Source organism: Paenibacillus sp. JSM ZJ436 (genome assembly GCF_044383795.1).
GTDB classification, from domain to species: domain Bacteria; phylum Bacillota; class Bacilli; order Paenibacillales; family Paenibacillaceae; genus Paenibacillus_AQ; species Paenibacillus_AQ algicola.
The window spans coordinates 293,006-306,740 of sequence record NZ_JBISEO010000006.1 but is presented as its reverse complement, the minus strand read 5'-3'; the positions used below and the strand labels follow the sequence as shown (position 1 = coordinate 306,740).

13 protein-coding genes and 1 pseudogene are annotated in these 13,735 nt (G+C 50.5%); 5 read left to right on the top strand and 9 right to left on the bottom strand.

The genetic code is table 11. The features are described 5' to 3' along the window. Window positions 1–138 precede the first annotated feature (138 nt). Window positions 139–819: pseudogene (locus ACH6EH_RS10920) on the top strand (IS256 family transposase); the annotation flags it as partial. A 74-nt stretch (window positions 820–893) separates the two neighbouring features. Here ACH6EH_RS10920 and ACH6EH_RS10915 read toward each other — a convergent pair. The 3 genes from ACH6EH_RS10915 to ACH6EH_RS10905 all read right to left on the bottom strand — a co-directional run bounded on the left by ACH6EH_RS10915 (window position 894) and on the right by ACH6EH_RS10905 (window position 3,396). Further along, a complete protein-coding gene (locus ACH6EH_RS10915) occupies window positions 894–1,598 on the bottom strand; it encodes an AAA family ATPase (protein WP_397332321.1) in 705 nt (234 codons plus the stop codon). A gap of 24 nt (window positions 1,599–1,622) precedes the next feature. Continuing rightward, window positions 1,623–2,360, bottom strand: a complete 738-nt coding sequence (locus ACH6EH_RS10910) for a hypothetical protein (protein WP_208204001.1) — start codon at window positions 2,358–2,360, stop codon at window positions 1,623–1,625. A gap of 202 nt (window positions 2,361–2,562) precedes the next feature. Continuing rightward, on the bottom strand, window positions 2,563–3,396 hold the full coding sequence (locus ACH6EH_RS10905) for a class I SAM-dependent methyltransferase (RefSeq protein WP_397332320.1): 834 nt from the start codon (window positions 3,394–3,396) through the stop codon (window positions 2,563–2,565). A gap of 345 nt (window positions 3,397–3,741) precedes the next feature. Between ACH6EH_RS10905 and ACH6EH_RS10900 the strand changes: the two genes are divergently transcribed. Together ACH6EH_RS10900 and ACH6EH_RS10895 are read left to right on the top strand one after the other, a co-directional pair. Beyond that, complete coding sequence (locus ACH6EH_RS10900; RefSeq protein ID WP_138225424.1) at window positions 3,742–5,007, top strand: DNA polymerase IV; 1,266 nt, start codon at window positions 3,742–3,744, stop codon at window positions 5,005–5,007. Beyond that, window positions 5,004–5,357: a YolD-like family protein gene (locus tag ACH6EH_RS10895; protein ID WP_138225423.1), complete on the top strand. Its 354-nt coding sequence runs from the start codon at window positions 5,004–5,006 to the stop codon at window positions 5,355–5,357. Before ACH6EH_RS10900 ends, ACH6EH_RS10895 begins: the two co-directional genes overlap by 4 nt. 123 nt (window positions 5,358–5,480) lie before the next feature. Here ACH6EH_RS10895 and ACH6EH_RS10890 read toward each other — a convergent pair whose 3' ends face one another. After that, window positions 5,481–6,779 carry an NCS2 family permease gene (locus tag ACH6EH_RS10890; protein WP_138225422.1) on the bottom strand — a complete coding sequence of 433 codons (1,299 nt, stop codon included), beginning with the start codon at window positions 6,777–6,779 and terminating at the stop codon, window positions 5,481–5,483. Between the two features lie 140 nt (window positions 6,780–6,919). Here ACH6EH_RS10890 and ACH6EH_RS10885 point away from each other — a divergent pair, with 140 nt between their 5' ends. After that, the gene (locus ACH6EH_RS10885; protein WP_208203999.1) at window positions 6,920–7,597 is read left to right on the top strand and encodes an SOS response-associated peptidase; all 678 of its coding nucleotides are present in this window, start codon (window positions 6,920–6,922) and stop codon (window positions 7,595–7,597) included. 78 nt (window positions 7,598–7,675) lie between these two features. On the opposite strand, the gene ACH6EH_RS10880 is transcribed toward ACH6EH_RS10885, so the two are convergent. The 4 genes from ACH6EH_RS10880 to ACH6EH_RS10865 form a co-directional block, all read right to left on the bottom strand. Beyond that, entirely contained in the window at window positions 7,676–7,963 is a 288-nt protein-coding gene (locus tag ACH6EH_RS10880; RefSeq protein ID WP_138225420.1) for a stage VI sporulation protein F, read from the bottom strand. Window positions 7,964–8,034: 71 nt separating this feature from the next. Continuing rightward, entirely contained in the window at window positions 8,035–10,086 is a 2,052-nt protein-coding gene (gene recG, locus ACH6EH_RS10875; protein ID WP_397332319.1) for an ATP-dependent DNA helicase RecG, read from the bottom strand. A 13-nt stretch (window positions 10,087–10,099) separates the two neighbouring features. After that, complete coding sequence (locus ACH6EH_RS10870; RefSeq protein ID WP_138225418.1) at window positions 10,100–10,963, bottom strand: DegV family protein; 864 nt, start codon at window positions 10,961–10,963, stop codon at window positions 10,100–10,102. A 51-nt stretch (window positions 10,964–11,014) separates the two neighbouring features. Beyond that, window positions 11,015–12,796, bottom strand: a complete 1,782-nt coding sequence (locus ACH6EH_RS10865) for a DAK2 domain-containing protein (protein ID WP_397332318.1) — start codon at window positions 12,794–12,796, stop codon at window positions 11,015–11,017. Window positions 12,797–13,165: 369 nt separating this feature from the next. On the opposite strand from ACH6EH_RS10865, the gene rpmB reads away from it, so the two are divergent. Beyond that, entirely contained in the window at window positions 13,166–13,354 is a 189-nt protein-coding gene (gene rpmB, locus ACH6EH_RS10860; RefSeq protein ID WP_046680294.1) for a 50S ribosomal protein L28, read from the top strand. Between the two features lie 271 nt (window positions 13,355–13,625). Here rpmB and spoVM read toward each other — a convergent pair whose 3' ends face one another. Continuing rightward, on the bottom strand, window positions 13,626–13,706 hold the full coding sequence (gene spoVM / locus ACH6EH_RS10855) for a stage V sporulation protein SpoVM (RefSeq protein WP_095263314.1): 81 nt from the start codon (window positions 13,704–13,706) through the stop codon (window positions 13,626–13,628). Window positions 13,707–13,735: the final 29 nt, after the last annotated feature.

Here is a 13,735-nt window from a genome sequence, read left to right as displayed (position 1 = left end):
GCGACGAGCTCGTTCAGTTCAGCCAGCACTTCCGTCAAGCGCTTTCGGAAATGCGTCATCATGGAATGATGGAACGGCTGCTTCATCGCGAATCCGGGCAGACCGATGAAGTATTGCATATAGGGATCTTCATGGGGCATTGTCAACAAGGCTGCTTACATGGTCATTGGCATTGATTTGGATGGAAACAAAGACGTCCTGGGCATGTGGATTGGTGAGAATGAGTCTGCAAAGTTCTGGCTCAGTGTGCTCAATGAATTGAAAAATCGCGGTGTTCAGGACATTCTCATTACTTGTGTAGATAACCTTACGGGCTTCTCACAAGCGATTTCAGCATGCTATCCCAGTACGGAAATCCAAAAATGTATCATCCACCCAATCCGAAACTCCACCCGTTATGTATCCTACAAAGATCTCAAGAAGGCGACCTCGGATTTAAAGCCCATCTACAAGGCCACAACAGAGGAGATGGCTCTGCTGGAATTGGATCGGTTTGAGGAGATCTGGGGCGCCAAATATCCACTCATTGTCCGTTCCTGGCGCAACAACTGGGAAGAACTTGCCACGTTCTTTAAGTACCCGCCTGAGCTTCGCAAGCTTATTTATACGACCAATATGATTGAGAGCTACCACCGCCAACTCCGTAAAGTGACGAAAGGGAAAAGCATCTTCCCTACGGATGAATCTCTTCTCAAAATGCTCTATTTAGTGACGGTCGATGTGACTCGCAAGTGGACAGGCCGTGTCCAAAACTGGGGCCAGATCCTGCTTCAACGATCCGTCTTTTATCCTGAACGGATTGGCCAGCATCTGCCTTAAAGAGCCACCTTCTCTTAACAGGGGGTACTCTTGATTTAAAGTTTACACAAACATATTGACAGACCCTTGAAATCCTACATGTTTGAAATTAACATATTTTCAAAAGCTTCATCTGGATTATCAGTGTTATTTATATGTAACCACTCTTTGAAGTCTCCCTCATAAGTTATTCTTCCTTTGTTAAGGATGATCAGATGGGAGTCCAAGTACATTAGATCTTGAAGCTGATGTGTAGATACAATACAAGTCTTCCCCTCTTTTATAAGGCTTCCAATTAATTCATATATCCTTTTTCTGGATGCGGGATCTACACCGCTTGTAGGCTCGTCAAAAATATACAATGAACGGTCTATCATTATTAGAATATGGATAAAAAACCACTTCCTCTCACCGATAGACATCTTTCCAATTCTTAACTCCCACAAATGCTCAAATAATTCCTTTTCACGTTGTGACATTTTTTTTGTGTAGTAACCCAATTCTTTTTCTATTGGTTTATCATCAATTCGCCTAACAAAATTCGCAAAATCTTTTCCTTTAATGACAGGCGAAAAAAAGAGACTCTGGGTCACATATAGAATATCTTGCATATGAGGTAGATTTATCTCTCCAGTTGCAGGGTTGAGCACACTTGTTATACAATCAAACATCGTAGTTTTACCCGAACCATTTACTCCAACGATTGCGTTTAATTTATTTGTATGCAATGAAAAGGACACACCCTGTAACACAAAATCTTTTGCTCTTGGATATTTAAATTTTAGATTTTTAATATTCATGACATCTCCTCCTTTCGATGGATTCTATCTTTGTAGAACGGATATTAAATTTAATTTTTTTGAAGATATGTAACCTACGATACCAAAAAATAAAAATGAGATAGATAGTGGGACATATAAAACTTCATGCTGGAACCATCCAAATAACACACCCATATTTAACGAGATTTCATAAATAAATGTGAATGGATTGAAAAACTCTAAAAACCCGATATGTTTCAGATCGACATTAATAGCAATTAAAAAAACTGGATACATGAGAATATTTAATAGGGTAGAAACGCTGGACACCTGAACGGGTAAAAGCGCTATACCAAACGCAGCAAATGCTAAAGGCATGGATATAAAGACTGTAATCAGCATTAATATCAATAATTTAAATGAAAAGATATCATAAATAAGGGTCAGAATCGTTGTGAAAATCATTAAACTTAAAATAGCAAAAGCAACTTGTGTCAGGACTATCCCGAAAATGATAGGGTATTTACTGCCTGCTATTAAAGTATACGTCTTCAATAAACCACTTTCTTTAAGCCTTGCTGATTGTAATCCAATTCCATTTAAAAACGTACTAATGATAATAAATGCCCAAAACCAAAACATATATTTCATCATATCCAAATTACTGCTTGTAGAATCCAATACTCCCCTTTGCATAACTAATGCTATAAAAAGAGGGAAAATCACCGTCCACACAAACGCGACCTTTTCAAAAAGCAACATTTTTAAATTCAGTAAAGAAAAGCCAAATGTTCTTCTCACACTATTCTACTCCCTCGCAAACCATTTGATCTCTATATTGGACTTCATCCAAGACAGATTGAATTTATCAAGTCATCTAAGGAACCAATCCTTTGTTCAACTACCCGACAACATCTGCTGAATAATGAAGCTTTGTTTCTTCGTCCGCTCCTCCGTACGTTTAGAAAAACACGCCGCGAGCGTAAGGTGGTAAAAATGAAGATCAACCCTCTTCGATAGAAAGCCCTCCAACAGCTCTAACCCCTTCAACAGCGAGTAAATACATTTCATGCTCCATCGCCAGCTCGCGGACCCATTCCCGGTAATCTTGCTCCGCTGCCGAGCGTTCTGCCTCTGTTAAATATCGATCCTCTACTAGCTGATGCCCCCGGCTCGCAGCAACCTCCGCCCAAATTCCCGCTGCGGTTTCAAAACCTTCCCATCCTCTGACGCTTTTCTCCGATTGATTCGTTACGCTCACCTGAGTTAATGCATTTTGCTTAAAATAAACTTCCAGCTGATCTGCAATGGCATTGTCCATCCCAACATCGCTCCGCCAATCTAAAAACCTGCGATAGAAATGCGCCATGGATGCAGGAAACTCCGGTTCTGTGCGGAGCTTTTCATGATTATAATCAAGCACCAACACCTTTCCTCCCAGCTTTACTGCCCGAATCATTCGCTGTAGCGCCAACTCGGGCTGATCCAGCCATTGAAGTACACGGGAGGCATTAACAATATCGAAGGCTGCCTCATAACTCATCTGATATATATCCCTCACCTCAAACGACAGCTGCGGAATATGCTGGTACCGTTCCTTTGCTTCTATAATTAATGCTTCGCTGCTGTCTATACCAACGACTTTGCCGCCAGGGCCAACCAGTTCTGCAATGCCGTAGGTTATCGCTCCGCTTCCGCAACCAACGTCCAGTATGTGCATGCCTGGCTTGACTAATTCGCTCAACCGTTTGTTTGAGTGGTGTATGGACCTGCTGTTCAAGATCCGGTTAGTACTTTGCGGCATCTTCGCTCTGTTTAATGCCTGTTGGTTCATCATGAGTCGCCTCCTTATGATCTTCTCTTAGTTAATTTCAAATTTTTTCCATAAAATCCCTCATATTTAGTTACAGGGTCAAAACTTTTGGTGCTGACACAAAATTGCAAAAGGTAATGTTTACTAGCCATTTGTAGTCCTTACCATTTTTTTCATATAGCTTAACTTAAAATTCTTCCAAAGACAATGACAGACCTAACAGAACTATATTTACCACTTGAATAAAGAACGTATGTTCGGTGTATAATATATTAAACGATCCTCGAGCACACATACAAAGGCCGGCAGGATGCCGGCGAATCGCTGATCCTTTACATAAGAGTCTGAAGGAAGGGAAGGAATGAGAACATGCGTAAACGTCAGCAGCGTGTTATTTTTCTGGCCGACTGCCAATCCTTTTATGCTTCTGTGGAGAAGGCCTCCCATCCCGCTTACCGCACCAAGCCGCTGGTCGTCTCCGGCGATCCTTCCCGGCGCAGCGGCATCATTCTGGCCGCCTGTCCCCTTGCGAAGGCTTATGGCGTAACGACTGCCGAGCCGCTGTGGCAGGCTCAGCAGAAATGCCCGGAGGTCATTGTCACCCGGCCGCGCATGAGCGCCTATATCCGCGTGTCGCTCGCCATTATGAGCATCCTGGAATCCTACTCGGATCTGGTGGAGCCGTTCAGCATTGACGAGCAGTTTGTCGATGTGACAGCAAGCCTCTCACACTTTAACTGCACGCCTGCGGAGCTGGCACGCCATATCCAGATGCGCGTCCGGGAAGAAACCGGTATTTATACCCGCATTGGCATTGGACGCAACAAGATCCTGGCCAAGATGGCCTGCGACAACTTCGCGAAGAAGAATGAGTCCGGCATTTATGAGCTGGATGAGCAGCATCTGGATGCCCTCTGGGCTCGTCCCGTGAACAGTATGTTCGGCATCGGCTCCCGCACGATGCGCCATCTGGCCCGCCTTGGAATCCATACCATCGGGGAGCTGGCACAGACGCCTCTGGGTGAGCTCAAGCGGAAAATGAAGCGCCATATGAAAAAAAACTGCGATATCTGGTGTGAGGTGCTGTGGCGGACCGCAAACGGCATGGACGACTCCCCTGTCACCCCGGACGCTTTTGACGGACAAAAGGGTATCGGGCGGCAGACCACGCTTCCGGTGGATTACCATGCCCGGGAAGATATTGACGTGGTGCTTAACGAGCTGTCCATGCTGATTTGTGAACGCGCCCGGGCCAAGGGCTATATGGGAACCGTGGTGCATGCCGGCGCGCAGGGTGCGGATTTTGACCGCCCTGTCGGCTTTTCCCGGCAGCTGAAGCTGCCGGAGCCGAGCCAAATTTCCCGGGAGGTATATGACGCGGCCAAGAAGCTGTTCGATACCCACTGGGACGGCGGACCCGTTCGAAAAATCTGGATTTCCCTCGGAGAGCTCCAAAGCGATGAAGTATACCAGCCCTCCCTGTTCGGCAACCGCGACAGACTGAGGCATCTGGAGCTGACGATGGACGGGATCCGCCATTTGTTCGGGCCTGCCTCGGTGTACTTTGGGTCTTCCCTGAGAAACACCAGTCAGCTTAAATTTCTAAACGCCAAGATTGGAGGACATTACAAATGAAGAAGCTCGAAGGCAACGGATTGTGGCAATCCAGCCGGATGATGCTGTTCGAGCATCGGGATGCCATTTTATCCAAGCAGGAGCAGAAGCAGCGGCAGACCCGCCCGATCCTTGACGAACAGGAGACCGAGCGCATTGCGGAGAAGCTGAGTCAAGCCTACCACAGCGGTGCGACCGTACAGATCCAAGTATACGGAGAATATGGCAATCAACAGGTGGAGGGCAGCATCTCCCGCATTGATGCTCAGCTGCAGCGGCTGCGCATCCAGCATATGTGGATTACCCTGGCAGACATTGTCGAGGCAGCCATTGTCAGTCCTGCCGAAGACATTGAGGGGCTGGTCCCGTGACCGCTTCAGACTTTAGCCAGCCCCGGCAGCAGATGGAATAGCAGCTACTAGCGCACAAGGGGCCGCTCTCCTGGATCTGAAGATCCGGGAAAGCGGCCCCTTGTGCCAGTGGAAGGCTTAGACTTAATGCGGCACGAACAGCAGCTGCAGCACGAACAATACAGCAAAAATATACAGCAGCGGATGAACCGCCTTCGCTTTGCCGCTCACAAGCTTCATTAGCGGATAGGAAATGAAGCCGAGCGCAATACCGGTCGCAATACTTGAGGTCAGCGGCATTGTCAGAATGACAATGAACGCAGGAAAAGCTTCATCGAATTCCTTCCAGTGAATACTGCTTACATTCCCCACCATCAGGCAGCCCACGATAATCAGGGAAGGGGCCGTGATCGCCGACAGACCGGACACCGCTCCGATTACCGGACCGAAGAATGCCGCAACTCCGAACAGCGCTGCCACCACGACAGCAGTCAGGCCGGTTCGTCCGCCAGCGCCTACTCCTGCGGCAGATTCAATGTAGGCCGTCGTCGGACTCGTACCTACCATGGAGCCGGCCACCGTGGCCACGGAATCTGCGAGCATAGCACGTTCTGCACGGGGCAGCTTGTTATCCTTCATCAGCCCGGCTTGCTGGGCTACACCGACAACCGTTCCGGTCGTATCAAATAGCGTTACCAGCAGGAACGAGAAGACCACGGCATACAGGCTGTGCGTGATTACATCCCCTGCCGCGGCGATCGGATTCCACACGAGCAGTCCTTCCGGAAGCGAAGGAACGGACAGGACACCGTCAAATTTCAGCATCCCGGCAAAATAGGCAATAACACCGGTCAGGATCATGCCGATGAACAGCGCCCCCTTCACGTTGCGGGCCAAGAGAATCAGCGTAATCGCGAGTCCGGTCAGAGCCAGGACAGCAGAAGGCTGATGAAGATCTCCGAGTGCCACCAGATTCTCCGGGTGGGCTGTAATTACGCCGCTCATCCGCAGGCCGATAAAAGCGATGAACAATCCGATGCCTGCCGTGATTGCATGCTTAAGATTGGGAGGAATAATGTGAATCAGGCGGCTGCGCAGGGGCGTCAACGACAAGAGCAGAAACAGAATGCCTGCAATAAACACTGCAGAGAACGCCTCACTGTATGTCAGGCTCCCGTGTCCCTGTACGACCGAATATGTAAAATAAGCGTTCAAGCCCATACCTGGTGCGACTGCAATCGGATATTTGGCGACCAGGCCCATCATCAGGGTTCCGATGATCGCCGAGATGACCGTGGCCGTGAAGCTCTGCTGAAATGGCACCCCCGCATCCGACAGGATGAGCGGATTCACCACCATAATATAAGCCATTGTAAAAAAGGTTGTTGCGCCAGCCACCACTTCGGTCTTGACCGAGGTGCCTTGGGCTTTTAAATCAAACACTGGATTGCCCCCGTTCTCTTGTTGTCATCATATCTGTAAAAAACACACCTAATCATTATAGGTGACATCCCTATTTTCGCCAAGACACAAATCCATGTATACTTCTCTATATATCGTATCCCGGAAAGGAGTGTCCATGCATGTGCGGTCGATTTACACTTACGGCATCATGGGAAGAGCTTCTGGATTACTATATGATCGGCGAGCAAACACAGCCAGCCTTTCATATTCCGCAGTACAATATTGCCCCGACCCAAATGGTGGCAGCCGTCATCCATGACGGACAACGGCGCCGGATCGGCCAGCTGCGCTGGGGATTGGTTCCTTCCTGGGCCAAGGACAGCTCCGGTGCAGCCCGGATGATCAATGCGCGAAGCGAGACTGTGGACGTCAAACCGGCTTACAAGCTTCCCTTTCAGAGAAAGCGATGCCTGATTCCTGCGGACAGCTTTTACGAGTGGAAGCAACAGGACAAGCAGAAACTGCCCTACCGGATTGGCAAAAAAGACCACTCGCTCTTCAGCATGGCCGGTCTGTATGACATCTGGACCGCTCCAGACGGCAGCAAGATCAGCTCCTGCACCGTGATCACGACCTCTCCCAATGCTCTGATGGAGTCCATTCATGACCGGATGCCTGTCATTCTTCAACGTGAGCACGAGGAACGTTGGCTGGACCGCTCTGCTTCAGCCGAGGAGCTGAAGCTGCTGTGTACCCCTTACACCCATGAGGATCTGCAGGCCGTTCGTGTCAGCACAGCTGTGAATGCAGTACGCAACAATAGCCCGGCGTGCATTCAGCCTCTGGCGGAGGAATAACAAAGCTCTGGCATCCGCAAGGAAGCCAGAGCTTTGTTCAATGCCTGCCGTCTTTAGGCAGGCCCTCCCAAGACAAGCCTAGCGGAACATACCCCACAGCTTAATCAAATGAAAGGTGTTCTTGGGGTCAATCCGCTGAGCCAGCACAAACTGTACAATCTGCTGCTCCTGAACTGACGTCAGATTCTCGCCGAGAATGGCCGAGCATTGACGGACAACCTGCTGAACCTTCGCACTGTTCTGCAAATCCTGCTTGGTCAGAGGGTTTACGATGCCCTTAACTCGTTCCTTGACAGGCGGGTTCTTCATCTTCTGCTTGACCCGTTCCACGAGCTGGGGATGAATACCGAATTGCTGGTAACTCACAGCTTGCACCTCCCGTATTTTCCCAATCAAGATGAGTATATGACAAGAGCTCGTCCATTGTGCGCACAACCTTAGTCGATCAGATCCCCTTGGAACACCTGCTCCTTCCGAAGATGCTCCCGGAGCAGTGAATACGAGGGGGATGTCCAGAAGGAAGCATCGCTGACCAGCGCAGCGGCATCCTCCCTGGCCTGTTCGACCACCTCATAGTCGGCTACCATATCGGCAAGCCGGAATTCCGGCAGGCCGCTCTGCTTCGTGCCGAAGAAATCGCCAGGACCCCGAAGGTCCAGATCCCGACGTGCGACCTCAAAGCCATCCTCCGTATCGGTCATGACCTCCATCCGCTCCCGTCCGACCTCACTCTTGGGGTCTGCTACCAGGATGCAGAACGATGCATGAGCACCCCGGCCCACCCGGCCGCGGAGCTGATGCAGCTGAGACAATCCGAAACGATCCGCATCCATGATGACCATTAACGTCGCATTGGGCACGTCGACGCCCACCTCGACAACGGTAGTCGAGATGAGCAGCTGCAGATCATTGCTGTAGAAATCCCGCATGACCTCATCCTTTTCTCCCGCGGTCATTCTTCCGTGCAGCAGCCCTACCTTAAACTGGGGAAAAGCTTGCTGCATCTGCACATGCAGATCAATAGCATTCTGCACATCCAGCTTGTCGGATTCCTCAATCAGCGGACAGATCAGATATGCCTGACGCCCCTGGTCCACTTCCCGGCGAATAAATCCAAGCACCCGGTCCATCATGTCATGCTTGACCCAGTGCGTCGTAATCGGAATTCTGCCCTTGGGCCGCTCTGACAGCGTAGAGACATCCATATCCCCGAAGGCAGTAATAGCCATCGTGCGCGGAATCGGCGTCGCGGTCATCGTGAGTACATCCGGATTGTAGCCTTTGCGGCGCAGCACACTTCTCTGGTTAACCCCGAAGCGATGCTGCTCGTCAGTAACGACCAGGCCCAGCTGCCGGAAGAATACCTCCTCCTGAATCAGTGCATGGGTGCCGACAACAATATCTGTGAGTCCCATCTGAAGGGATGCCAGTACATCCTTCCGCTTCTTGCCGGTCACACTGCCGGTTAACAGAGCCACCGTCACACCAAACGGCTGGAACATACGCTGAAGCGAGCGCATATGCTGCTCTGCCAATATTTCAGTCGGCACCATCAGTGCCCCCTGATTGCCGGAACGCACCGTGGTATAGAGAGCAATCGCCGCGACAACGGTTTTGCCAGAGCCGACATCCCCTTGCAGCAGACGATTCATGCAATAAGGCGAGCGCATGTCATGCAGAATTTCAAGCTCAACCTTCTTCTGCGCATCTGTCAATTCAAACGGCAGACTGCGAACGAATTCGCGAATCGTAGTATTATCGGCTGTGTGTACGACGCCATCCATTTTGCCATGATTGAGGGCACGGTAGGCCTGCATCTTCAGCTGAAACAAAAACAGCTCCTCATAGACCATTCGGCGCCGGGCCTGCTGCCCTTCGCCCGTATCCGAGGGCTGATGAATCCCGGCGATTGCCTGCTTGCGCGGCATCAGGCGGTATTTCTGAATCAGATGAGGCGGCAGGATTTCCGGGATCATCTCCCCGTACTGCTGCAGCGCTTGATTCATCGTTTTGCGGATCCAGGCTTGCGTAATTTTGCCGCCGATGGAATACACGGGCTGCAGCGTACCGCTGCGGCTGATGCCTTTGTCCGGGAAATCCGATTCCGACACCGTCAGCTGAAGCCGCCGCTGATCCCACTTGCCGGTCAATACAATTTCACGGCCTGCGGTCAGCTGCTCCTTTAGAAAATGCCGGTTAAACCACGTTGCGCTGAACATCCAGTTCTCTGCAAGCATTTTGCAGGTGAGACGCGATTTGCCGCCATACCTTTGAAGAACAGGAGCACCGGCAATTTTCGCCTGTATCGTTATCCGCTCTCCATCCTTGACCTCGCTCAGTGAACGAAGCCGGTAATCCTCATACCGGAATGGATAATATTCCAGCAATTCTTTGACCGTAGAGACGCCAAAGGCGTGAAGCTCCCCTTCCTTCAGGGCGCTCACGCCGTTGATCTTTCTCACGGATATTTGGTCCAGATCGAGACTCATCCTTTTCCCCCAATCAAGCCGGCCAGATATACGCGGCGATGGTTCCGGGACCGACATGCGTGCCGACAACCGCTCCAATATCAGAGAACAACGTCTCCTCAATCGTGAACACAGATGAGAGCTGCTCCAGAAAGTCCTGAACCGAAGCAGGATCTGCCGTGGTCCCCACCGCTACCTTAATCTTTGTAACACCGGATAAATCCTGCTGAAACAGCTGGATCATCCGCGCCGTTGCTTTTTTGCGTCCTCTTACCTTGTCAACAGAGTAAATAACACCCTCCGCATCAATGGATAGAATCGGCTTGATATTCAGCAAGGTCCCTACCACTGCCGAGGCTTTGCCGATCCGGCCGCCTTTTTGCAAATATTCCAGTGTATCCACCAGGAAGTACAGTGCCCGCTTGCTCCGCAGCTCCTCCGTGGAAGCTACAATCTCCTCCAGAGACTTTCCTTCCGCGGCCAGCTTCGCGGCATGCACAACGAACATACCAAAGCCGTATGAAGCAGATTTCGAATCCCATACCTGAACTCGTTCCTCATGATCGCCTTCCATGAGATCTGTGGCAAGGCGGGCAGCCTGATAGGTACCGCTAAGCGCCGAGGACAGATGCATGGACAGGATATAGCAGCCAGGGTGCTGCTCAAAAATACGCTCATACGCCGCTACAAAATCCGCCGGTGACGGCTGTGACGTTGTCGGCAGCTGCGGGGATTCTACCAACCTCTTGTAGAACTGGGATGCCGTAATTTCTGTTCCGTCCGAATATGATTCATTTCCAAACAATACCCTCAGCGGAACGACGACAATGCCATGCTGCTCAATCAGTGCTGCGGGTATATCCGAGGTGCTGTCCGTGACAATCACGGTTCTACTCATGTAAAACCCCTCCCGAAAATGATCCTCTGCTCTAGAACCGTAACGAAACCGTTACGCTTCCACAGAGAACAAATATGCATAAATGGGCTGTCCACCGTAGTGGATCTCAACCTCAGCATCCGGATACTCCTCTTCGAGCCAGCGGGCAATGCCTTCAGTAATCTCCTCTGTTGCGTCCTCACCAGTCAGCAGGGTAATGATCTCGTCTCCGGATTGAAGCATCTTGCCAAGCAGCTGCTGACAGGCCGTCTTCAGGTCTGCGGCGGCAGCAACAATCTTGGAGTTCTGGATGCCGATATATTCACCAGCCTTGATCTCCAGCTCGTCAATCGTTGTATCCCGCACCGCATAAGTAACTTGTCCGGATTGGACGCGCGATACCGCCTCCAGCATGCTCTCCGTATTACTTTCGGTGCTCTCTTCTTCCTGGAATTCAAAAGCAGCCGCAATCCCCTGCGGAATCGTCTTGCTCGGAATGACAGTGACGCTGCGCTCACCCTCCAGCAGCTCCCGTGCCTGCTGGGCAGCCAGCACAATGTTAGAATTGTTCGGCAGAATAAAGATATGCTGTGCCGAAATGGTGGCAATGGCATTGACGAAATCCTCTGTGCTCGGATTCATCGTCTGTCCGCCGGACAGCACGACATCCACACCAAGGCTCTTGAAAATGCTCGATATTCCTTCGCCTGAGGATACGGCGATAAATCCGAAAGGCGCAAGCTCGTCTGCCGGCGGGGCTGCCGGATCCTCTGGTGATTTCTTCTCGGCCGGAATATCCGCGAACAGCTCTGGCATCGGCGCAATATCCATGCCTGTAGTCAAGAGATCGCGATGCTGCTCCCGCATATTCAGAATATGAATCTGTGTGATTTCTCCGTAACGCAGCGCAAGGTTCAGCACCTCACCGGGCGCTTTGGAGTGCACATGCACTTTAATCGTCTCGTCATCTGCAATGACAATAATCGAATCTCCGTTGACGGCCAGTGACTGCCGGAATTGGTCCTCATGGAATTCTGCAGCCGGAGCTCCGCCGAGCTGACGGTTAATGAAAAATTCCATATCGTACAGAAACTCAATGTCTTCGGTTGAAATTTTGGACTGCGCTGACGAAGGGGCAGGCGCAGGAGTTACAGCTGGCTGTGACGTCAGCGCCGGGCTGGCTGAAATTTTGGGCATAACCGGCTCTGAGCCTGGAGTCTTCGCCTCCGCCGACGCCCTTTCATTCAAGGCCTTCAGAAAGCCCTCGTAGATGTACACGAGGCCTTGACCGCCAGAGTCCACAACGCCAACCTGCTTCAATACGGGCAGCAGCTCCGGTGTCTGGGCAAGCGCTTCCTTCGCCTTGGCAAGCACCTGCTCCATCACCTCGATAATATCACTGCTGCGGCGTGAGAAATAAACGGCATGCTTGGCCGCTTCCTTCGCCACGGTGAGAATCGTGCCCTCTACCGGCTTGACAACAGCCTTGTAAGCAGCCTCTACACCGGTTTGCAGCGCAGCTGCAAACTGGGTGCTGTTCAGCTCATCAAACGGGGCGGCATAGCGGCTGAAGCCGCGGAACAGCTGGGACAGGATCACCCCGGAGTTGCCGCGTGCACCCATGAGCAGGCCCTTGGAAAGGACGCCTGCACTCTGACCGATCGACGCCGAATATTTCTGCTTCAGCTCATTGACGCCGGCCGTCATCGTTAAGTTCATATTGGTTCCCGTATCACCGTCTGGCACCGGAAACACGTTCAGGGCGTTAACATGCTCCGCATGCAGCTGGAGCTGCTCCGCTCCGGCGAGCACCATCGCGGTAAATTCTGTTCCATTCAAAGAACGCTTGCTCAATGAGAATTCCCCTTCCTGGCATCATACAAAAAACGCTTCAATTGTAAGTGTAATTTCATTATTATTTCGTGAGCGCCCTCTTCGCGCTGCCTGTGCTCCAGCCTTTGTCAGAGACAACGCTGTCAGAAAACTCCAAAGGCAGCAAGCCGCCAGACAAACGATGGCGGTTAAGGCTCATATCCATGCATAACCCTGCATGTAAAATCAATCCATAAGATACCATTCCAAACTATTATGGACTAAACAACATTGTACTATAAGAGCCATGATAAATAAATGTTTTTAGGATAGTTGACGCCGCATTTTTTACTGTGATATTATATTTAAGTATTGTTTTATACAGGGTTATGAAACAAGGAGGTGTAATCTATGTCTCGCAAATGCTATGTAACTGGTAAGAAACCAAGCAGCGGCAACCACGTTTCTCACGCCAACAACCACAACAAACGTTCTTGGGGTGTCAACGTTCAGAAGGTTCGTATTCTCGTAGACGGCAAGCCAAAACGCGTATACGTGAGCACTCGTGCTCTGAAATCCGGTAAAGTAACTCGCGTATAATTGTTTAAGGAAAACTTCTTTCACCTTTCGCTTGCAGATGCTGTGACGGGGCAAGGAAGTTTTTCTTGCGTTGTACATACAATTTCATCCGTAATCAAAAAGCACCCTTTCATGCAGCAGGTGCTTTTTTTGTGTCTGTATAATGATCTGACTCGGTCGTAACACGGGCCAGGCAGCCAAGGTCATACTTGGCCATCCGCTTCATTGCTATCCATGCTGCTTCCCCCGTGCTGCCGTCCCGTGCGGAGGTATGTCTCGCCGATCCAAGCTGTCAGCCCTTATGAAATGTGTTTAATATGGCCTTTACGAAACCTCCCAAAAACTTCGGCAGCTTGAACGTGTAGAATTTCATGTCTCACCCTCCCCATGATTCTCATATCC

What these genes read in the sequence shown, in the direction of transcription:
- spoVM (WP_095263314.1), bottom strand. Translation starts at nt 13,706, where the DNA reads ATGAAATTCTACACGTTCAAGCTGCCGAAGTTTTTGGGAGGTTTCGTA.
- ACH6EH_RS10900 (WP_138225424.1), top strand. Translation starts at nt 3,742, where the DNA reads ATGCGTAAACGTCAGCAGCGTGTTATTTTTCTGGCCGACTGCCAATCC.
- ACH6EH_RS10895 (WP_138225423.1), top strand. Translation starts at nt 5,004, where the DNA reads ATGAAGAAGCTCGAAGGCAACGGATTGTGGCAATCCAGCCGGATGATG.
- rpmB (WP_046680294.1), top strand. Translation starts at nt 13,166, where the DNA reads ATGTCTCGCAAATGCTATGTAACTGGTAAGAAACCAAGCAGCGGCAAC.
- ACH6EH_RS10870 (WP_138225418.1), bottom strand. Translation starts at nt 10,963, where the DNA reads ATGAGTAGAACCGTGATTGTCACGGACAGCACCTCGGATATACCCGCA.
- ACH6EH_RS10885 (WP_208203999.1), top strand. Translation starts at nt 6,920, where the DNA reads ATGTGCGGTCGATTTACACTTACGGCATCATGGGAAGAGCTTCTGGAT.
- ACH6EH_RS10915 (WP_397332321.1), bottom strand. Translation starts at nt 1,598, where the DNA reads ATGAATATTAAAAATCTAAAATTTAAATATCCAAGAGCAAAAGATTTT.
- ACH6EH_RS10905 (WP_397332320.1), bottom strand. Translation starts at nt 3,396, where the DNA reads ATGATGAACCAACAGGCATTAAACAGAGCGAAGATGCCGCAAAGTACT.
- recG (WP_397332319.1), bottom strand. Translation starts at nt 10,086, where the DNA reads ATGAGTCTCGATCTGGACCAAATATCCGTGAGAAAGATCAACGGCGTG.